The 20336-nt window shown below is 60.2% G+C and carries 18 protein-coding genes; 7 read left to right on the top strand and 11 right to left on the bottom strand.

The genetic code is table 11. The annotated features are described in order from the left end of the window. Window positions 1-37 precede the first annotated feature (37 nt). A complete protein-coding gene (pdhS2, locus tag EGT36_RS15860; RefSeq protein ID WP_125270528.1) occupies window positions 38-1573 on the bottom strand; it encodes a two-component system sensor histidine kinase PdhS2 in 1536 nt (511 codons plus the stop codon). 108 nt (window positions 1574-1681) lie between these two features. Here pdhS2 and EGT36_RS15855 point away from each other — a divergent pair, with 108 nt between their 5' ends. The 4 genes from EGT36_RS15855 (at window position 1682) to EGT36_RS15840 (ending at window position 4731) form a co-directional block, all read left to right on the top strand. Beyond that, on the top strand, window positions 1682-2275 hold the full coding sequence (locus tag EGT36_RS15855) for a thermonuclease family protein (RefSeq protein ID WP_037092971.1): 594 nt from the start codon (window positions 1682-1684) through the stop codon (window positions 2273-2275). Beyond that, complete coding sequence (locus tag EGT36_RS15850; RefSeq protein WP_162699433.1) at window positions 2268-2924, top strand: uracil-DNA glycosylase family protein; 657 nt, start codon at window positions 2268-2270, stop codon at window positions 2922-2924. Before EGT36_RS15855 ends, EGT36_RS15850 begins: the two co-directional genes overlap by 8 nt. Before the next feature lie 67 nt (window positions 2925-2991). Next, window positions 2992-3480: an Lrp/AsnC family transcriptional regulator gene (locus EGT36_RS15845; protein WP_003507846.1), complete on the top strand. Its 489-nt coding sequence runs from the start codon at window positions 2992-2994 to the stop codon at window positions 3478-3480. Between the two features lie 285 nt (window positions 3481-3765). Next, window positions 3766-4731: an aliphatic sulfonate ABC transporter substrate-binding protein gene (locus EGT36_RS15840; RefSeq protein ID WP_125270527.1), complete on the top strand. Its 966-nt coding sequence runs from the start codon at window positions 3766-3768 to the stop codon at window positions 4729-4731. A 242-nt stretch (window positions 4732-4973) separates the two neighbouring features. Here EGT36_RS15840 and EGT36_RS15835 read toward each other — a convergent pair whose 3' ends face one another. The 5 genes from EGT36_RS15835 to EGT36_RS15815 all read right to left on the bottom strand — a co-directional run bounded on the left by EGT36_RS15835 (window position 4974) and on the right by EGT36_RS15815 (window position 8837). Then, complete coding sequence (locus EGT36_RS15835; protein ID WP_037092968.1) at window positions 4974-5798, bottom strand: class I SAM-dependent methyltransferase; 825 nt, start codon at window positions 5796-5798, stop codon at window positions 4974-4976. 84 nt (window positions 5799-5882) lie between these two features. Then, window positions 5883-6149: an usg protein gene (locus EGT36_RS15830; RefSeq protein WP_037092982.1), complete on the bottom strand. Its 267-nt coding sequence runs from the start codon at window positions 6147-6149 to the stop codon at window positions 5883-5885. 171 nt (window positions 6150-6320) lie between these two features. After that, complete coding sequence (locus tag EGT36_RS15825; RefSeq protein ID WP_037092967.1) at window positions 6321-7151, bottom strand: ABC transporter permease; 831 nt, start codon at window positions 7149-7151, stop codon at window positions 6321-6323. After that, complete coding sequence (locus EGT36_RS15820) at window positions 7148-7951, bottom strand: ABC transporter permease (RefSeq protein WP_037092966.1); 804 nt, start codon at window positions 7949-7951, stop codon at window positions 7148-7150. Before EGT36_RS15820 ends, EGT36_RS15825 begins: the two co-directional genes overlap by 4 nt. Window positions 7952-8063: 112 nt before the next feature. Continuing rightward, window positions 8064-8837: an ABC transporter substrate-binding protein gene (locus tag EGT36_RS15815; protein WP_037092965.1), complete on the bottom strand. Its 774-nt coding sequence runs from the start codon at window positions 8835-8837 to the stop codon at window positions 8064-8066. 347 nt (window positions 8838-9184) lie between these two features. On the opposite strand from EGT36_RS15815, the gene EGT36_RS15805 reads away from it, so the two are divergent. Then, a complete protein-coding gene (locus tag EGT36_RS15805) occupies window positions 9185-11422 on the top strand; it encodes an OmpA family protein (RefSeq protein WP_037092964.1) in 2238 nt (745 codons plus the stop codon). A 286-nt stretch (window positions 11423-11708) separates the two neighbouring features. Here EGT36_RS15805 and EGT36_RS15800 read toward each other — a convergent pair whose 3' ends face one another. Next, window positions 11709-12632 carry a pseudouridine-5'-phosphate glycosidase gene (locus EGT36_RS15800; RefSeq protein WP_004442502.1) on the bottom strand — a complete coding sequence of 308 codons (924 nt, stop codon included), beginning with the start codon at window positions 12630-12632 and terminating at the stop codon, window positions 11709-11711. A gap of 29 nt (window positions 12633-12661) precedes the next feature. Then, window positions 12662-13603 carry a carbohydrate kinase family protein gene (locus tag EGT36_RS15795; protein WP_004442500.1) on the bottom strand — a complete coding sequence of 314 codons (942 nt, stop codon included), beginning with the start codon at window positions 13601-13603 and terminating at the stop codon, window positions 12662-12664. 246 nt (window positions 13604-13849) lie between these two features. Here EGT36_RS15795 and recA point away from each other — a divergent pair, with 246 nt between their 5' ends. Further along, a complete protein-coding gene (gene recA, locus EGT36_RS15790; protein ID WP_004442498.1) occupies window positions 13850-14938 on the top strand; it encodes a recombinase RecA in 1089 nt (362 codons plus the stop codon). A 15-nt stretch (window positions 14939-14953) separates the two neighbouring features. On the opposite strand, the gene EGT36_RS15785 is transcribed toward recA, so the two are convergent. Further along, entirely contained in the window at window positions 14954-15175 is a 222-nt protein-coding gene (locus EGT36_RS15785; protein WP_006698766.1) for a hypothetical protein, read from the bottom strand. Here EGT36_RS15785 and alaS point away from each other — a divergent pair. Continuing rightward, window positions 15174-17837: an alanine--tRNA ligase gene (gene alaS / locus EGT36_RS15780; protein WP_037092963.1), complete on the top strand. Its 2664-nt coding sequence runs from the start codon at window positions 15174-15176 to the stop codon at window positions 17835-17837. The two genes, EGT36_RS15785 and alaS, sit on opposite strands and share 2 nt — an antisense overlap. Window positions 17838-18041: 204 nt before the next feature. Here the strand turns inward: alaS and EGT36_RS15775 are convergent, their stop codons facing one another. Both EGT36_RS15775 and EGT36_RS15770 read right to left on the bottom strand, forming a co-directional pair. Continuing rightward, the gene (locus EGT36_RS15775) at window positions 18042-18668 is read right to left on the bottom strand and encodes a glutathione S-transferase family protein (protein WP_006698768.1); all 627 of its coding nucleotides are present in this window, start codon (window positions 18666-18668) and stop codon (window positions 18042-18044) included. Window positions 18669-19108: 440 nt separating this feature from the next. After that, a complete protein-coding gene (locus EGT36_RS15770; protein WP_125270526.1) occupies window positions 19109-20323 on the bottom strand; it encodes an NADP-dependent isocitrate dehydrogenase in 1215 nt (404 codons plus the stop codon). Window positions 20324-20336 lie beyond the last annotated feature (13 nt).

Here is a 20336-nt window from a genome sequence, read left to right as displayed (position 1 = left end):
CAGGTGGAAAGCCGGGCGACGCCTTCCTGTGGGCGCCTTAAGCGAAGGACCGTCGGCGTGGCTGGATGGCATGGGTTTCTTCGACCGCGGGCAGGCTCTGGAGCACGCGTTTCGCGGGCAGGATGGCGATGCCTTCCGTGCCCTCACGCAGTTTGGATTTCAGAATGAACTGGCCGTCATGCTTGGCGAGGATGGCCTGAACGATGGGCAGGCCAAGGCCGGTTCCCTGCTCGGCGCTCTTGATCGCGATTGATCCCTGACCGAAGGCTGACAGCACCACCGGAATTTCCTCCTCGGGAATGCCTGGGCCATTGTCCCTGATCGACACATATTGGCCGCCGCCGGCCGTCCAGCCCGCCTTTACGAGAATTTCTCCACCCTGCGGGGTGAACTTGACGGCGTTGGACAGCAGGTTGAGGACGACCTGGCGGATCGATTTTTCGTCCGCCCAGACCTGCGGCAGGCTGTTTTCAAACTGCTGGGAGATCCTGATGTTCTTGGCGCGGGCGCGAAGCTGGATCATGCCGATGCAATCTTCGGCGATTTCCAGCATCGAGATCGCTTCTTCGTTCAGGTCATAACGGCCCGCCTCGATGCGCGACAGGTCGAGGATTTCGTTGATGAGATCGAGCAGATGCTGGCCGGAGCGGTGGATATCGCCAGAATATTCCTTGTAGAGCGGATTGTTGAGCGGCCCCAGCACCTCCGAGGACATGACCTCGGAGAAGCCGAGAATGGCGTTGAGGGGCGTGCGCAGCTCGTGCGACATGGAGGCGAGAAAGCGCGACTTGGCCAGATTGGCCTCTTCCGCGCGTCGCCGCGCCTCGTCGGAAACCGAATTGGCGACTTCGAGCTCGGCGATCAGGTCGTCCTTTTCCGTCTGCGAGGAGAGGAGCTTGATGCTGGTCTGGTAAAGCCGGCTGGTGATGCGGTGGCAGAACAGGATCGCCATGCCGAACATCAGCGCAAGACCGACATCGAATGGATCGCGCGAGAAAACAGATGTGACGCACAGAGCCGCCAGCACTGGCAGGAAAGTCATGAAGGTTGCCCGCCGCAGCATGAAATTGGCCGTGGCGGTGAGTGAGAGCGCGATCAGCAGCGTCGAGCCCTTGAAGAAAAGCACGAGCGTCGGGTCATTACGCGTTGACTCCGCCAGCGCGAACATCGCCCAGATGCACCCGATGACGATCTGCATTCCGAGAAAGAGATTTTTCCAGTGCAGGAGGTTTTCGGCGGTGATCTCCTGTTTTGCAGCCCGTTTGGCGAGCATCAGCGAAATGGCGTGGAAACTCAATGCAGCTAGCGACCAGATGATGAGGCTGATATCGCGGGTTATGTAAACGCCGATGATGGAGGCAAGCACGATGAAAAGCGGCATGATCATCGCGCCCTGCAGGGTCTCGGCGATGTGCATGGTCAGCATCTCGCGTTCATAGGCGTCGCTTGCGCCTGCACCTTGCTGCAAGCGTTCACGCGTCGTCTTCACCGCGTCGAAAACCGCCTTGTTGCGATGTTTTTTCGAGCGGTCGACGATGATCTTGTCGGTGGACGTGCTGACGCTTTTACTCATTGTTACAACGCAGGGTGACATGAACCCTTGCAGACTACGCCCAAAATCTTAAGAAGATGCTGCCGTGAAAGGATTTGTTTGCCATCTCTGACAAGGGTTTGTTGTTACATGAGACGAAATGGAGGCAGGCGCGGGGGTTTTTCCGCAGTCCGCGACGGCGGCCTGTTCCTTGCTACGGTTTTTCTAGGGGTTCTGATTGCCGCCAAGCTCGATCATATCAACAGCGAAACCTATGGCGGCCGCTTCTTCGTGATTGATGGCGACACGCTCTCCAAGGGCAAGGAACGTTTCCGGCTGCTCGGCATCGATGCGCCGGAGCTTGCGCAGACATGTCAGCGCGCGGGCGAAAGCTGGCCATGTGGCGAGGAGGCGCGCCGTGTTCTGCAACGGCTGGCCGCGCCAGCGGATTTCTCCTGCTCCGGCAGTTCCAGAGATCGATACGCGCGACTGCTCGTCTATTGTTCCGCCGGCGGCAGGGATGTTTCGTCGGACATGGTGTCGGCCGGTTTTGCCGTCGCGTCGGGATATTTCCAGTTTTCGAGCGAGCAGGAAGCCGCGCGCAGGCAGGCGCTCGGCATATGGGCGGGAGAATTCGAAAAGCCCTCGCAGTGGCGGAGGGATCACCGTGCCGCGGATATGGAAACGCCGGCGGCGGGTTTCCTCACCATCATCCGCCATCTTCTGGGGTGGGATCATGGCTGAAGGAGAGAGGGTTGGGCCAGTGCATGATGATGGGCTGGACGGGCTGCGCGGTGAGATTGCCCGCTGTCGTCTCTGTCGCGACATGCCGCTCAAGGGAATGGCTGACCGCCTGCCGCATGAACCCCGGCCGGTGGTCGTCATGTCGGCAAGGGCACGCATTCTGATTGCCGGGCAGGCGCCAGGGCTGCGCGTGCATGAAACGGGCCTGCCATTCAACGATGCTTCCGGCGACAGGCTGCGCCAGTGGCTGAATGTCGACCGGGAGACATTTTACGATCCGGATCGTTTCGCCATCGTTCCCATGGGGTTCTGTTTTCCCGGTTATGATGACAAGGGAAGCGACCTGCCGCCACGGCGGGAATGTGCCCCGCACTGGCGCACGCGGGTCATGGCGGCGATGCCGCAGGTGGAACTGATCCTCGCGATCGGCCAATATGCCCAGGCTTTTCACCTGGGTGAAAGACGATGCAAAACCATGACCGAAACGGTGCAAAACTGGCGCAGCTATCTTCACGCCAATTCCGGCCCCGGCATTCTTCCTTTGCCGCATCCGAGCTGGCGCAACACGGGGTGGCTGAAAAAGAACCCGTGGTTTACGGAGGAACTGTTGCCGGTTCTGCGACAACATGTGGAAATGCGGCTTTGGTGAAACAATTTTCTGTTTTTCCGCAAAAATTAGTGTATTGAAAGGAAATTAATTCAGGAGGGTAGACGCATTGGATCGCCTAGACCGTAAGATTTTGCGCATTCTGCAAGAGGATTCCACGCTGGCTGTTGCCGATCTGGCGAAGAAGGTCGGCCTTTCCACGACGCCCTGTTGGCGGCGTATCCAGAAGATGGAAGAAGACGGCGTCATCCGCCGGCGTGTGGCCCTGCTCGATCCGGTCAAGGTCAATACCAAGGTCACGGTTTTCGTCTCCATCCGCACCGCCTCCCATTCCATCGAATGGCTGAAGCGCTTCTCCGAAGTGGTTTCCGAATTCCCGGAGGTTGTCGAATTCTACCGTATGAGCGGTGATGTCGACTATCTGCTGCGCGTGGTCGTGCCCGATATCGCCGCCTATGACGCTTTCTACAAGCGGATGATCGCCAAGATCGAAATCCGCGACGTCTCCTCCGCCTTTGCGATGGAGCAGATCAAATATACGACGGAACTGCCGCTCGATTACATGCTGCTGGATAATCCTAAATCCGGCGAAGAGTGATCCGTCGCTGGTCAGTTTTTGATCAACGCCCTTTCCGGCCGCCGGGGAGGGCGTTTTAATTCGTGGGTGGTTTTTTGGGCGCCGGTCGGGCCTGCCTGGGCTGATACTGTCGGAAGGTCCGTCCGGTAGCTGCCGCAGAGGCACGACAATTCTATTTCGCCGGTAACGGCAAATTCGCACATTCAATTCTCTCAACGCCGTCTGCGCGCAAACCAGGATTTTGATAAAATCGCTCGAATATCTACGCTTTTACTGTCGAAGGATGGAATAGCGAGGGATATCCATATGCTGACACGACGCGGAACATTGGGACTGATTGCAGGTGCGACCGGGGCGGTGTTTCTGCCGCATATCCGGCGCGCGAGCGCCGCAACCACGACGTTGCGGATTGGCTGGCAGAAGAATGGCGTGATAGCGCTCGCGAAGAGCCAGGGCGCGCTCGAAGCGCTGCTGAAGGATCGCGGCATCGAGGTCAAGTGGTCTGAATTTTCCTCCGGGCCGCCGCTTCTTGAAGCGCTGGGTGCCGGTGCGCTGGATATCGGCCCGACCGGCGATGTGCCGCCGCTTTTCGCGCAAGCCGCCGGCGGCAATCTGCGTTATGTTGGCACCTACAAGGCGGCGGCAGGCGGATCGGCGATCCTCGTGCAGAAGGATTCGCCGCTGAAGACGCTCCAAGACCTGAAGGGCAAAAAGGTCGCCTTCAAGCGCGGCTCCAGCGCCCATAACGTCACTGTGAAGGCGTTGCGAGAGGCGGGGCTGACCTTGGCAGACATCACGCCCGTCGATCTTGCCCCGCCGGATACGGCGGCCGCCTTTCGAAGCGGCAGCATCGATGCCTGGTCGATCTGGGATCCCTATTTCGCCGTGGCGGAGAAAGAGCCGACGACGAGGGTACTCTCGACAGCCGAAGGCATCGTCGATCCGTGGAGCTACTTCCTCGCCAATGGCGATTTTGTTGAAAGTAATCCCGATCTCGTGCCGCTGATTCTGAAGGAACTGGCGAATGTGGGTGCGAAAGCGCAGACCAACATCGACGCGACAGCCAAGTCGCTGTCGGCCATCACCGGTGTCCCCGAGGATGTCACGAAGGTCTCGCTGACGCGCCCCGGTGCCGATCTCGGACGGGTCTCGCTGGTTCCGGATGAAGCCATCGCCTATCAACAGGCGCTTGCGGACGAGTTCTACGATCTGAAGATCGTGCCGAAGAAGCTCAAGGTGGCGGATATCGTCTGGCGTCCCAAGGCGAGTTGATGGGCGGAAAGTGGAGTCTCTTCAACCGGCTGGCGGATGTTGCTCAGAGGTTGATTCAGGCCGTTGGTGTTAAATGTGAGGCGATTGGATGCCGCTTGTTTCTTCTCCCCGTGGGGGAGAAGTCCGCGGCAGCGGGATGAGGGGGCGAGGGTAGAGATAGACTGAGAGCCAGCCCCCTCATCCGACCCTTCGGGCCACCTTCTCCCCGGCGGGGAGAAGAAAATTGCCTCAAGGTCACCGCATCAGCCCTTGAGCTTCGCAATCACCAGATGACCGGGCGTCGGATTGCCGTCCTGCATGCGCACATTGATGTCGGTCACTTCAATCACCTCGAAACCGGTCGCCGCCAGTCGTTCGCGGACATAGGTTTCGGCATGGGCGAAACGCTGGTGCGGGCCGACCATGTAGGGGCGCCCGGCCATGATTTCTTCGGGCAGGGTCTCCGACGAGAAGATCAGCAGGCCGCCGGCATTGAGGTTTTCGGCGGCGCCGAAAAACAGCGGTTCCAGCGCGCCGAGATAGGGCAACACATCGGTGGCGGTGATGATGTCGAAGGGCTCGTCGTCATTGTCCTCGAGGAAATCCTCGACTTCGGCGACGTAGAGCGTCTCGTACAGGTCCTTTTCATGGGCGATCTCGACCATGTTTTCGGAAATATCGATGCCGGTGATGTCGTCAGCCATATCGCGCAGCGCCTCACCGGTGAGGCCGGTGCCGCAGCCGAGATCGAGCAAGCGTTTGAAAGGGCCGAGGTTGAGCGTCTGCAGCCGTTGGCGCACCATCATTGGCACGGCGTAGCCCAGTTGCTCGACAAGAATGTCTTCGAAGGCTTCGGCATGCTGGTCGAACAGGGTTTCGACGTAGGCGTCGGGCGCTTTGGACGGCTGTTCGCCCCGGCCCATGGCGGCAATGCGCACGGCTGCGCCACCGTGGTCTTCCGGATCGATGGCAAGGACCTCCTCATAGGCCTTCACCGCCGCATCCACATCACCGGCCTTTTCAAGCGCGAGTGCGCGGTTATAGGCCTCGGCGAGCGCCTCTTCGTCGATCTTCTGGTTCTTGGTCATCGTGCCTTATCCGTCAGCGTCTTCAATTGACGTTTGCTGTAAGCCGCATCGGGGACGGGCGCAATGTTTATGTGGCGTGAGGGCTTAGTGGAGGATGAACTCCCCTTTCAGCGCCCGCCATTCCTGCGCCGAGATAGCCTGTCGGTGCACATAGCGGACGGAGTGCAGGGGACCGTCGAGCTTTTCCTGCCAGAACTTGAGGAAGCCGTGCATTTTGGGGAAATCAGGGGCCAGGTCATAGTTCTGCCAGACATAGGTCTGGAGAACCAGCGGATGGTCCGGCAGGCGGTAGAAAATCTCGGCGGTGGTGAGGCCGTAGCCTCGCAGCATCATTTCCATGTCCTTGTTCATGAGGGCGGTTCCCATATCGATGATGACCGATCACAGCATTGCCGCTGTATCCGATATGGGAACACGGCATGGTTAACCCAACCTTGCCAAGGAGAGGGTTGCGTCACAAATTTGTTATATTTTTCAAAATGTTGGCAGCCTCTTGTGATGAGTGCTGCCAATCCCTGCGGTTCAACGCTTGAGGTGTCGCGTCAGTCGGGCTTCCAGCCAGGCCCAGACATGCCGCAGCGTTTCGACGATCGTCAGATAGAAGATCGCGGCCCAGAGATAGGCCTGATAATCGAAGGTGCGGGAAAAGGCGTAACGGGTCTGCCCCATCAGATCGAAGACCGTGACGATGGAGACCACCGCCGAGCCCTTGATCATCAGGATAATCTCGTTGCCATAGGGGCGCAAAGCGACGATCAGCGCCTGCGGCATTATGATCTTTCGGAAGGTGATGAACTTGGAAATACCGAGCGACGCCGCCCCTTCGTGCTGGCCGCGCGGCACACTCTGGATCGCCCCGCGCAGGATCTCCGCCTGATATGCGGCGGTGTTGAGCGTCAGCGACAGGAGGCCGCAATACCAGGCTTCGCGGAAGAACCACCAGAGATCAACGGCTTCCAGCGCCGGGCGGAAGCTGCCGAGACCGTAATAGATCAGGAAAAGCTGCGCCAGCAGCGGCGTGCTGCGGAAGACATAGACGTAGGCATAAGCGAGCGCGCCAATGACGCGATTTTCAGACATGCGGGCAAAGGCGATGGGCACGGACAGGATGGCGCCGAGAATAATCGAGCTGCCGACCAGCGTGATTGTGGTGATGAGGCCATCGATATAACGGGGCCCATACCGTTCAAATTTGTCCCAATCCCAACCCTCGATCATCGCAAATAACAGCCCGGCGGCGAGAAGCAGCCAGAGCGTAATGACAGCGATGCCGACGACACGGGAGATGTTCAGCGGTTTGTCCGCAACGATGGGCGCTGGGCGTGGCGGAATGAGTTCCTTGATATGGCTCATCGTCTGGCCTCCGACTTGCGCGACCAGCGATCTATGAAACCGATGCCGATGGATGAGAGGAGCGCGAGAATGAGGTAAAGCAGGCAGGCGATGCCGTAGAAAAAGAAGGCTTCCTTGCTGACGCGGGCGGCGATGCCGGTCTGGCGGATGATATCGGCAAGGCCGATGATCGATACGTAGGACGTGTCTTTCAGCAGGATGACCCACAGGTTGGTCATGCCGGGAAGGGCGATCCGCACCAGCTGCGGAATGATGATGAGCACCATGGTGCGGCTGCGGGAAAGTCCGAGTGCGTCACCCGCCTCATATTGCCCTTTCGGTATGGCCTTGAAGGCCGAGAGAAGCACCTCAGACGCATAGGATGAAAACACCACCGAAAGCGCCACCATGCCGGCAACGAAGGCGTTGATTTCGATGGGGCCGGTAATGCCGATGTAACCTGCCACGGATTGCAGCAGCATCTGGATGCCATAATAGACGATGAAGAGCGTCAGCAGTTCGGGTAGGCCACGAAAGATGGTGGTATAGATTCCGGCGGCCAGCCGAAGCGATTTTTCTTCCGATTGCGCGGCGAGCGCGATCAGGAAGCCGATCACTAGCCCGACTGGCAGGGTGGCAAGCGCCAGCGAGATCGTGACCTTGACGCCGAAAGCGATTTCATCGCCCCAGCCCGCATCGCCGCAGGCGACGAGAGTGCCGTTTCCGAAAAGCGAGAAGAGACCGACCGGCCCACAGAAGGGATCGAGAAGTGTCGAGACATAGGTCCAGAACGCACCTATGGCGGAAAATGCTCCGCTCATGCCAATTTTCCCCTGCGGTCTTAAGCCGCCGTGATTGTTATGGTGACGTTTTCAAACAAAAATGGCGGAAGGGCAAGCCTTCCGCCACGAGATTTCAACAGATCGAACCGGCTTACTCGCCGTAAACGTCGAAATCGAAGTATTTTTTGTTGATCTCCTGGTACTTGCCGCTGGCGCGGATGCCGGCAATGGCAGCCGTGAACTTGTCGGCCAGCGCCGTGTCGCCCTTGCGAACGGCAATGCCTGCGCCGTTGCCGTTGATGTCGACGTCTACCTTGAGCGGTGTCAGGATCTTGCAGCACTTGCCGGCATCGGTCTTCAGCCATTCCGACAGCACGACGATATCGTCGATGACGGCGTCGATACGGCCATTGGCGATGTCGAGCTTATACTCGTCGGCGGTCGGATACATCTTCACATCGGAATCCGGGAAGTGTTTTTCAGCGTAGTTGGAGTGGGTGGTGGAGCCCTGTGCGCCGAGCGACTTGCCCTTGAGATCGTCAAGGGACTTGATCGGCGAATCCTTCGGCACGGCGATCGCCGGCGGCGTGTTGTAATATTTCTTGGAGAAGTCGACCTTCTGGAGACGTTCCGGGGTGATCGACATGGACGCGATGATGGCGTCGAACTTCTTGGCCTGAAGGGCGGGGATGATGCCGTCCCAGTCATTGGTGACGAAGGTGCACTCGGCCTTCATTTGTTCGCACAGCGCCTTGGCGACGTCGATATCGAAGCCGGTCAGCGTGCCGTCGGCTTCGAGATTGTTGAAGGGCGGGTAGGCGCCTTCGGTGCCGATGACGATCTTGTCCTGCGCGAGAGCCGCGCCGGAAAAGAGCGAGATGGCGGCAATCGATACGGCTGCGAGCAGACGGGTGGAAATAGGCATTTCGATCCTCTCTTTTGGTCGTTCATCCGCGGTCTGTTGTTGTTTTCAGTGCGGACGCCATGGGCGCCAAGGCGCGGCAGGACGGAGGATACCGCCTGTGGCCTTCAGCGCGGATGTGATTATTCATCCGCTTGGTCAAAAAATGCAACTGCAATATTAGCGACCTTCTTTGTGCCGCAGAGCCTCCACGAAAAGGCCTTGATCTGTTCATTTCCGGTACAGAAGGCTTTGGTCATCATGGGAACCGGAGCGTGTGTAAGGCGTTGAACAGCGCCTGCGTGCCAAGCCGGGCCCACGACGTCGCGTCATTCGCGACCCATAAAATGACGGCAGATGAGGAAGCACTGATGCTGAAAAAGAAAAACACATTGCTGACCGGGGTGGTTTTTCCACTCATGTCTCTCGCGATCGCGGTTGAGCCAGCAGCGGCAGGCTTTGCCGGCGCGGCCCGCGCCCAGGCGCCTGTTTCTCAAACCGCGCCCGGCCAGATAATCCTGGCGCAGGCGGAGCCGGCGCAGGAAAACCCCGAAGAAGAACTCAAGAAGAAGCGTCAGCGCGCCGAAGAGGCGCAACCTGCCGAACCGAAGCGTGAAGAGCGCGCACCGGAGCCCCAGCGCGAGCCGGAGCCCAAGCGCGAGGCGGCCCCGGCTGAACCTCGCCCCGAGCCCAAGCGCGAAGCGCCGCCGGAACCGCAGCAGCGTGAGGCCCGCCCGGAGCCTGCGCCGGCCGAGCAGCCGCAGGAGCGTCCCCGCAAGCCTGAACGGGCGCAGGAGCCGCAGGGCGAGGGTGAACAGCGCCCGGCTCGTCAGCGTGAGGCCGCGCCTGAAGCTGCGCCTGCCGAACAGCAGCCGAAGGAACGTCCGCGCAACCCGGAACGGGCCGAGCAGCCTGCAGGCGACGGCGAACAGCGTCCCGAGCGTCCCCGTAAGGAGCGTGCGAAAGAGCCTGCGGCCGAACAGGAGCCAGCAGCTCGCCCTGAAAATGCCGAGCAGCCGGCCAAGCCCCGTGAGCCGGCACCCGCCAAAAAACCGGCAGTAGAGGAAAAGGCCCCGGAACAGAAAGCCGAACCGGCCGAAAAAGCCGTTCCTGAGAAAAAGCCTGCCGCTCCCGAGCCCGCCGCGAAGGAAGCACCTGTTCCGACAGAAGCGCCGACGCCCGCGCGCCCACCGGCACCCGAGGCCCAGCCAAACCCTGCACCTGGCCGCCAGCCTTCCGAACAGCCTCCGGTAGAAGGTCAGGGTAGAACGGAACCCGCAGCCCCGCTGCCAGGTGCGCCGACCCCGCCGCCGAGCGGTGCGACGACCGGGCAGGCGCCTGCCGGCGAACCGGTGCCGAACCAGGTTGCCGTTCCGCAGACGGAAGCCCCGCCGATGACGAAGGAGGAGCTGGACAAGGCCAAGGCGATCGCCAAGGACCCGTCCAAGACGGCCGACACCGTCATCCTGCCGGTCGACAAGGGTGCTGCCGTTCTCGACAGCGACAAGGAAGTGGAGCGCTCCGGCAACCGCCAGACCCGCGAGGAACGCCGTCGTGAACGCGAACAGGCTGGCGACTTCAAGGTCCCGACCTCCGACGCCGAGGCGCAGCGCGCCGGTGCTGCTGAAGGCAAGGCTCCGCCGCCACCCGTAAAGCTGGAAGCCATCACTTCCCAGCAGGGCGAGCGCATCGACCGCCGCCCGCAATATGAGCGGCCGGACGGTGTACGCGAATGGCAGCCGCGCGAGGGTCGTCCGCGTGATCGCGATGGCGATGCGCCGATCATCCTGCAATTCGGTGACCGCGTCGTCGTTCGTGGCGATGACAACCAGCGCTTCATCCGCGATGGCGGCGAGCCCTATTACGAGCGCCTGCAGGGCGGCCGTGTCCGCGAAACCGTGGAGCGCCGGGATGGCACGCAGGTCGTGACGATCCGCAACCGTTATGGCGACGTGATCCAGCGTTCGCGCATTGACGATCGCGGCCGCGAATATGTGCTGTTCTACGCACCGGAGCTGATGGACGACCCGGACCGCGATTACGTTTATCGCGACCCCGGTCTCGATCTGCCGCCCATGCGTCTGCGCATCCCCGTGACGGACTACATCATCGACACGTCGAGCGATCCGGATCGCGATTATTACCGCTTCCTGGAACAGCCGCCTGTCGAGCCGGTGGAACGTGTCTATTCGCTGGATGAAGTGCGCTATTCGGCTCGCATCCGTGACAAGGTGCGCCGTATCGACCTCGATACGATCACCTTCGCGACCGGCAGCGCTGAAATCCCGATGGCGCAGGCTCGCTCCTTGCGCAAGGTGGCCGACGCAATCAACAAGGCGCTGGAAAAGAACCCGGCGGAAACCTTCCTCATCGAAGGCCATACCGATGCCGTCGGTTCGGATGAAAGCAACCTCGTGCTGTCTGACGAGCGCGCCGCCTCCGTCGCCAACGTGCTGACCGACGTCTACGGCATCCCGCCGGAAAACCTCGCGACGCAGGGTTATGGCGAGCGTTACCTGAAAGTCCAGACACTCGGGCCGGAACAGCAGAACCGCCGCGTCACCATCCGCCGCGTGACGCCGCTGGTGAAGCCGGTCGCTCAGAACTGACCGGGTTCAAATAGAAAAACAAGGCCCGGAAGCGAAAGCTCTCCGGGCCTTTTTTATTGCTTACGATGTCCCCAGCGCCGAGGCGTTTGGCAGAACTTGATCATCCGCAATCCGTCACCCCGGACCAGATCCGGGGTCCAGCGTGATCAAGTCCTTGATCACGAAAGACTCTTTCACGGCGCAGACGCGCCGTGGCTGGATGCCGGATCTAGTCCGGCATGACGGAGGCGAGGTTTTCGAACCCTGGCGTCACCCGCAAGCTTGAGGATGATCCCAACCCCGACGGTTAGCTCAGCGCCACCGCAATCTCAGCCGCTAACTGCGCGTTGTTGCGAACCAGCGCGATATTGGTTTCGAGGCTGCGGCCGTCCGTCAGGCGGAAAATGTCACCCAGCAGATACGGCGTGACCGCCTTGCCGGTCACTTCATCCCGCTCGGCATGCGAGATGGCGCGATTGATGTAGATTTCCATTTCCTCGCGCGGAATTTCGTCAGCTTCCGGCACGGGATTGGCCACCAGCATGCCGCCATCGATGCCGAGCTGTTCGCGGGTTACCTGGAAGTTGGCGATTGCGGCCGGGCTGTTGAGCGAAAGCGGGCTTGGCAGGCCGGAGGAGCGAGACCAGAAGGCCGGGAATTCTTCCGAACCGAAAGTGACGACGGGTACGCCGTTGGTTTCGAGGACTTCGAGCGTCTTCGGAATATCAAGGATCGCCTTGGCGCCGGCGCAGACGACGATCACTCCGGTCTTTGCAAGCTCCGTCAAATCCGCGGAGATGTCGAAGGTTTCTTCCGCACCCTTGTGCACGCCGCCAATGCCGCCGGTCGCGAAAACGCGGATGCCGGCGCGGGCAGCGGCAATCATGGTGGCGGCAACTGTCGTCGCGCCCGTGCGGCGCTCGGCGATCGCAAAGGCGATATCGGCGCGTGAGACCTTCATGGCGTCAGTAGTCTGGGCCAGCGCCTCGAGCTGATCCTTCTCAAGGCCGATATGCAATGTGCCGTGAATGACGGCGATGGTGGCCGGAACCGCGCCCTGATCACGGATGATCTGCTCGACGCTTTCCGCCATCTCGATATTGCCGGGGTAGGGCATGCCATGGGTGATGATGGTCGATTCAAGCGCGACGATCGGCGCACCGCGCTGCTTGGCGGCGGCAACTTCCTGAGAATAGACGATGGGCAGGAGAGGGGAGATGGGGCGGGTCATTTCATCTGTTCCAGTTTTTAAAAGCGGGTTCATGCCAGCATTTCAGCCTGGGGAACAAGCCCCAACATGGCCTCGACACTGTCTTTTGATAGGTCGTGCGCGGTGGCAAAGGGCGATTGCACGGTGATTGCAGCTGCCGCAGCGCCCCGTCTCAGGGCTTCGGCAATCGTCTTTCCTTCGGCAATGGCGGCGAGGTAACCGGAGGCCATGGCGTCGCCCGCACCGGTTACATCCTTCACCTCGCGGATGAGGGGCGGGTGGAGGATTGCTTTTTCATTTCCGTCGAAGGCCACGACTTCGCTTGCGCCGCGGGTGACGACGCCGCCGGAAAGCCCGGCCTTGCGCAGGATATCCGGCCAGTCACGAACGTCAGCGGCCGTCTCGCCGGTGAGCGCGCGCGCTTCCGCCTCGTTCATGAAGAGGATGTCGATGTCGGCCAGCGCCGCTTTCAGCTTCACGGCCTTGGCCGGCGAAATGGCTATGGCCGCCAGCGGCTTTTCGCAGGCGCGGGCAACGAGGCCAAGTGCAGCCAGCGTGTCCTCGGGCAGGTTGGCGTCGCAGAGCAGGATATCGCTTGCGGTGATGGCCTCCCGGACGGCGCGGACCTTGAGCCGGCGCGGCGTGAAGAGCTTGTAGAGATCCATATCGGCGAGCGCGATGACGAGGTTGCCGTCACGCTCCAGAATGGCGGTATAGCTCGGTGTGCGCCGGTCGAGGAAGGTGAACGGCGTGTCCTCCACGCCAGCCTGTCGTGCAGCCTCCGCAACGGCTTCTCCCGTCACGTCGCCGCCCCGCGGGGCGATGATCCTGACTTGAAAGCCGAGCCGGGAGAGATTGCGTGCAGCATTGAAACCGCCGCCGCCCGCCTCTTCCATCCAGGAGCCGGGGTTGCTGGCGCCCGGCGCCGTTTCAGTCTCGATCATGCCGCGCCTGTCGATATGCGCGCCGCCCAGAACGAGTATTTTCTTCACGCTTGCGTTTCCCTCTCTGGCGGATGGTAAGGCCGGACGATTCGGCCTAAACTGACGTCTTCCTGACCTCGCCTCCGGTTTGCGGCAAGGGGCCGCGCACAGAAAAACGAAAGTAGAACAAACGACTTATCACTATTTGTTTTCAATATGCTGGCTCAGCATTGTTAAATGAGAACAAATAGAGTACATACCGTTCCCATACTGCTACATTGCCTGTGCGGCTTCAATAACCTAAAGGTGGTTCGGATGGCACAAAATTCTTTGCGTCTCGTAGAGGATAAATCGGTGGATAAAAGCAAGGCACTGGAAGCGGCGCTCTCCCAGATCGAACGGTCGTTCGGCAAGGGATCGATCATGAAGCTCGGTTCCAATGAAAATGTGGTTGAGGTGGAGACCGTTTCGACGGGTTCGCTCAGCCTGGATATCGCGCTCGGCATCGGCGGACTGCCGAAGGGGCGCATCATTGAAATTTACGGTCCGGAAAGCTCGGGTAAAACGACGCTGGCGCTGCAGACCATTGCGGAAGCCCAGAAGAAGGGCGGCATCTGCGCCTTCGTTGACGCCGAACATGCGCTTGATCCGGTCTATGCGCGCAAGCTTGGCGTGGATCTGCAGAGCCTGCTGATCTCGCAGCCGGATACGGGCGAGCAGGCGCTTGAGATCACCGATACGCTGGTGCGCTCCGGAGCGGTCGACGTTCTCGTGGTCGACTCCGTTGCGGCGCTGACGCCGCGGGCGGAAATTGAAGGTGAGATGGGCGACAGCCTGCCGGGTCTTCAGGCGCGTCTGATGAGCCAGGCGCTGCGCAAGCTGACCGCTTCGATCTCCAAGTCGAAGTGCATGGTCATCTTCATCAACCAGATCCGCATGAAGATCGGCGTCATGTTCGGTTCGCCGGAAACGACGACCGGCGGTAATGCGCTGAAGTTCTACGCTTCCGTTCGCCTCGACATCCGCCGTATCGGCGCTGTCAAGGAACGCGAAGAGGTTGTCGGTAACCAGACCCGCGTCAAGGTCGTCAAGAACAAGATGGCGCCGCCTTTCAAGCAGGTGGAATTCGACATCATGTATGGCGAAGGCGTTTCCAAGACCGGTGAGCTTGTCGACCTCGGCGTAAAAGCCGGTATCGTTGAAAAGTCGGGTGCCTGGTTCTCCTATAACAGCCAGCGTCTGGGGCAGGGGCGTGAAAACGCCAAGACCTTCCTGCGCGATAACCCCGATACGGCAAACGAGATCGAGCTGGCGCTGCGCCAGAACGCCGGCCTGATTGCGGATCGTTTCCTGCAGAATGGCGGTCCTGATTCCGGCGATGACGGCGACGGTGACGAAGGCTGATCCTGCCGTCGAGCTTCAGGCATCCGTTGCCGGATCGCCTGTCTCGATGTGAATCGAATTGAACAAAATGGGCCGTGCGATTTCTGTCGTGTGGCCCTTTTTCTTTGTCGGTACGCCTTCGCCGGTCTCCATGGCTGGACAGGGCAGGATGCGGACGATAAAAGCCATTGATTTTGCAATATAGCCATCATTTCCGATGGCGGTGATGGACTCCAGCTGTGAGCGGTGTGTGGGCATGAGCGGTGTAAATGAAATTCGGTCGACCTTCCTCGACTACTTCAAGAAGAACGGACACGAAATTGTGCCCTCCAGCCCGCTGGTGCCGCGCAACGATCCGACGCTGATGTTCACCAATGCCGGCATGGTGCAGTTCAAGAACGTCTTCACCGGTCTGGAAACCCGTCCTTATTCTACTGCGGCATCTGCGCAAAAATGCGTGCGCGCTGGTGGCAAGCATAACGACCTCGACAATGTCGGTTATACCGCCCGTCACCACACCTTCTTCGAAATGCTCGGCAACTTCTCCTTTGGCGATTATTTCAAGGAAGAGGCGATCACGCACGCCTGGAACCTGATCACCAGGGAATTCGGCATCGACCGCAATCGCCTGCTGGTCACGGTTTATCATACCGACGACGAGGCCTTTAACCTCTGGAAGAAGATCGCCGGTTTCTCCGACGACCGCATCATCCGCATCCCGACCAGCGACAATTTCTGGGCGATGGGCGATACCGGACCCTGCGGCCCCTGTTCCGAAATCTTCTACGATCACGGCGATCATATCTGGGGAGGCCCGCCCGGCTCGCCGGAAGAGGATGGCGATCGCTTCATCGAAATCTGGAACCTCGTCTTCATGCAATATGAGCAGGTGACGAAGGAAGAGCGCATCGACCTGCCGCGCCCGTCGATCGATACCGGCATGGGTCTGGAGCGTATCTCCGCATTGCTGCAGGGCAAGCATGACAATTACGATACGGACCTGTTCCGCGCGCTGATCGCCGCTTCCGTCGAAGCGACGGGTGTTCCGGCTGAAGGCGAAAAGCGCGCCAGCCACCGCGTCATCGCCGATCACCTGCGGTCGTCTGCGTTCCTGATCGCCGATGGCGTGCTGCCGTCCAATGAAGGCCGCGGTTATGTTCTGCGCCGCATCATGCGTCGCGCCATGCGTCATGCCGAACTGCTCGGCGCGCGCGAGCCGCTGATCTACAAGCTGCTGCCGTCGCTGGTACAGCAGATGGGCCGCGCTTATCCGGAACTGGTCCGCGCCGAAGCGCTGATCTCCGAAACCCTGAAGCTTGAGGAAACCCGTTTCCGCAAGACGCTGGAACGCGGCCTGTCGCTGCTGTCGGATGCCACCTCGACCCTGCACAAGGGCGACATGCTGGATGGCGAGACCGCTTTCAAGCTTTACGACACCTATGGTTTCCCGCTCGACCTGACGCAGGACGCACTGCGCGCCCGCGAAATCGGCGTCGATATTTCCGGCTTCACGGATGCCATGGAGCGCCAGAAGGCGGAAGCCCGCTCGCATTGGGCCGGTTCCGGCGACAAGGCCACCGAAACGATCTGGTTCGAACTCAAGGAAAAGCTCGGTGCCACCGAGTTCCTCGGTTACGACACGGAAACCGCCGAGGGCGTCGTGCAGGCCATCGTCAAGGATGGTAAGGCCGTCGAAAGCGCTGTGGATGGTGAGACCGTGCAGGTCGTCGTCAACCAGACGCCGTTTTATGGCGAGTCCGGCGGCCAGATGGGCGATACCGGCGTCATCTCCGGCGATAACGGCGCTTTTGCCGTTTCCGACACCCAGAAGCGCGGCGAAGGCCTCTTCGTTCATATGGGCACCGTCTCCAAGGGCGGCCTGAAAGTGGGCGACGCCGTTCAGCTGACAGTCGATCATGACCGCCGCTCGCGTCTGCGCGCCAATCACTCCGCCACCCATTTGCTGCATGAGGCGCTGCGCGAAGTGCTGGGCACCCATGTCGCGCAGAAGGGTTCGCTGGTCGCGCCCGAGCGCCTGCGCTTTGACGTTTCACATCCGAAGCCGATGTCTGCCGAGGAGCTGAAGGTCGTTGAAGACATGGCCAACGAAATCGTGTTGCAGAACTCGCCTGTCGTCACCCGCCTGATGAGCGTCGATGACGCCATTGCCGAGGGCGCGATGGCGCTGTTCGGCGAGAAATACGGTGACGAGGTTCGTGTCGTCTCCATGGGCACCGGCCTGCATGGCGCGAAAGCCAACCGTCCTTATTCCGTCGAGCTTTGCGGCGGCACGCATGTGGCTGCGACCGGCCAGATCGGTCTCATCCGCATTCTCGGTGAAAGCGCCGTGGGTGCGGGCGTGCGACGCCTCGAGGCCGTAACTGGCCAGGGCGCGCTTGCCTATCTCGCCGAACAGGACGAGCGGGTAAAGGCGCTCGCCTCGTCGCTGAAGGTTCAGCCGGGCGATGTCCTGTCGCGCGTTGAAGGCCTGCTGGACGAGCGCAAGAAGCTGGAGCGTGAGCTCGCCGATGCCCGCCGGAAGCTCGCCATGGGCGGCGGTTCGGCGGATGCCGGGGCAAGCGACGTCAAGCAGGTCGCGGGCGTCAACTTCCTGGCAAAATCCCTTGCTGGTATCGATGCCAAGGATCTGAAGGGGCTCGCCGACGAGGCCAAGGCCAATCTCGGTTCTGGCGTCGTGCTGCTGATCGCCGTTTCCGAGGATGGCAAGGCAAGCGCTGTCGCCGCCGTGACGGAAGATCTGACGTCCCGTTTCAGCGCCGTCGATATCGTCCGCACTGCTTCCGCCGCACTTGGCGGCAAGGGCGGCGGCGGCCGACCGGACATGGCGCAGGCAGGTGGTCCTGATGGCGCCAAGGCGCAGGAGGCCATCGAAGCGGTGGCAGCGGCTCTGGCGGCCTGATCGACAGAAAAGAGAAGGCGGGATTTTGGCCCGCCTTTTTCTTGTGAATTTCCGTTTGTGGATGGTTCAGGGACTATTCTGCGCTGGGCAGCGCCAAGCCTGCTGGAGCATTTCCAGCCGAAGCGTGTTCGCTTCGGCGTCGGACAATGCGGTAAAAACAAACACTAGAGCATTTCCGGTGATCCCGTGATCACCGGAAATGCTCTAGTCCGTCGCTTTCATATCCTTCACCGCTTCCTCATCGAGCTGCGCGGCCCGCTTAAATGCCGGGCGCTCGGTCAGATGCGACAAGTAGTCGATGAAGGCCGGGCGTTTTTCAATCGTGCCGAATTGCAGGCCCCAGCCGACATGGGCGCCGACATAGACATCCGCGGCGGTAAAAAGATCGCCGGCGATGAAGCGGTTTTCGCTGACGGCCCGTTCCAGCGTGTTCATCACATCCGCATAGCTGCCGCAGCCGGCCATACGCAATTTTTCCTTCGGCACTTCAAAACCCATTGCCTTCATGCTCGCCGCCATTTCCAGCGGGCCTGCGGCAAAGAACATCCAGCGGTAATAAAGCCCGCGTGACTTGGGTGTGGGCGCTAGGTTCGCACCGGGAAAGGCGTCAGCCAGATAGGCGCAGATCGCGGCGGCCTCGGTGACGATGGTATCGCCATGTTTGATGGCGGGCACCTTGGCCATCGGATTGATCAGCCGATAGGCGGGCGATTTCATCGAGGTTTCGAAACGAAGTATCTCGGTTCGATAGGGAACGCCCACTTCCTCGAGCATCCACCGCGCGATGCGCCCGCGCGACATGGGGTTGGTGTAAAAGATCAGTTCACTCATGCTCTTTTGCCTCCCCAAGCAAAATCGTCGAAACGTCAGGCGAACCCAAAGGGCTTTCGGCCTGCGTTTCATATTTTTAAAGTCCGCAACATCCCTAGCGTCTTTCCAAGATCGCGTGGATGCTACGATGAACGTTTGACTGTGTCGGGCAAGTTGTGTGCAAGTAGATGCTGTTTAATCTTAGTCTTATTGTCCTGCTGGCCCTGGACACGCAGAATCAAATTCTGCGCTTAGTGCAACCGCTAATCAAGATGCCGTGAACAAAAAGAAATCTGCGTTGTGTCAGAGTTTTTTCTCTTGGCTCAACCAGCCGGCACGTAACGATATTTGTTCGCTATCTGGTTGTCCATTTCGTTTCTATTGAACGAATGCCTCGTCTATACCGTGCAAATAAAAAACCCGGCACTGAGGCCGGGTTTTGACGTCTTGGGAAAGCAGGCTTAGGCAGCCATAGCCTTCTTGAGGTTTTCGTCGATCTTGTCGAGGAAGGCGGTGGTGGAGAGCCAGGGCTGGTCCGGGCCGATGAGGAGCGCGAGGTCCTTTGTCATGTAGCCGCTTTCGACGGTGTCGACGCACACGGTCTCGAGCGTTGCCGCGAACTTTGCCAGTTCCGCATTGTCGTCCAGCTTGGCGCGGTGGGCGAGGCCACGGGTCCAGGCGAAGATGGAGGCGATCGAGTTGGTCGAGGTTTCCTGACCCTTCTGGTGCTGGCGGTAGTGGCGCGTGACCGTGCCGTGTGCCGCTTCGGCTTCGACCGTACGGCCATCGGGGGACAGAAGAACCGAGGTCATCAGGCCGAGCGAGCCGAAGCCCTGAGCAACCGTGTCCGACTGAACGTCGCCGTCATAGTTCTTGCAGGCCCAGATGTAGCCGCCAGACCACTTCAGCGCGGAAGCGACCATGTCGTCGATGAGGCGGTGCTCATAGGTGATGCCGATTTCGTCGAACTGCTTCTTGAATTCGGTCTGGTAGACTTCTTCGAAGATATCCTTGAAGCGGCCGTCATAGGCCTTGAGGATGGTGTTCTTCGTGGAGAGGTAAACCGGCCACTTGCGCATCAGGCCATAGTTCATCGAGGCGCGGGCGAATTCGCGGATGGATTCGTCAAGGTTGTACATGGCAAGAGCCACGCCGGCGCTCGGAGCGTCGAAAACGTCCTTTTCGATAACCTGGCCGTCTTCACCGACGAACTTGATCGTCAGCTTGCCCTTGCCGGGGAATTTGAAATCGGTTGCCTTGTACTGGTCACCGAAAGCGTGGCGGCCGACAACGATCGGCTTCGTCCAGCCCGGAACGAGGCGCGGAACGTTCTTGCAGATGATCGGCTCGCGGAAGATGACGCCGCCCAGAATGTTGCGGATGGTGCCGTTCGGGCTCTTCCACATCTCCTTCAGGCCGAATTCCTCAACGCGCTGCTCATCCGGGGTGATGGTGGCGCACTTGATGCCGACGCCGTGCTTCTTGATGGCGTGGGCCGCGTCAACCGTGACCTGGTCGTTGGTGGCGTCGCGGTTTTCAACCGAGAGGTCGTAATATTCGATGTCGAGATCGAGGTATGGCAGGATCAGCTTGTCCTTGATGAGCTGCCAGATGATACGGGTCATTTCGTCGCCGTCGAGATCGACGACTGGATTGGCTACCTTGATCTTTGCCATGAATTCCTCACCT

Origin of the sequence: Agrobacterium sp. FDAARGOS_525 (assembly GCF_003938925.1) — a bacterium.
In the GTDB taxonomy this organism is placed as follows: Bacteria; Pseudomonadota; Alphaproteobacteria; order Rhizobiales; family Rhizobiaceae; genus Agrobacterium; species Agrobacterium pusense.
The sequence above is the reverse complement of the archived record's forward strand: the minus strand, read 5'-3'. Positions and strand labels throughout refer to the sequence as shown.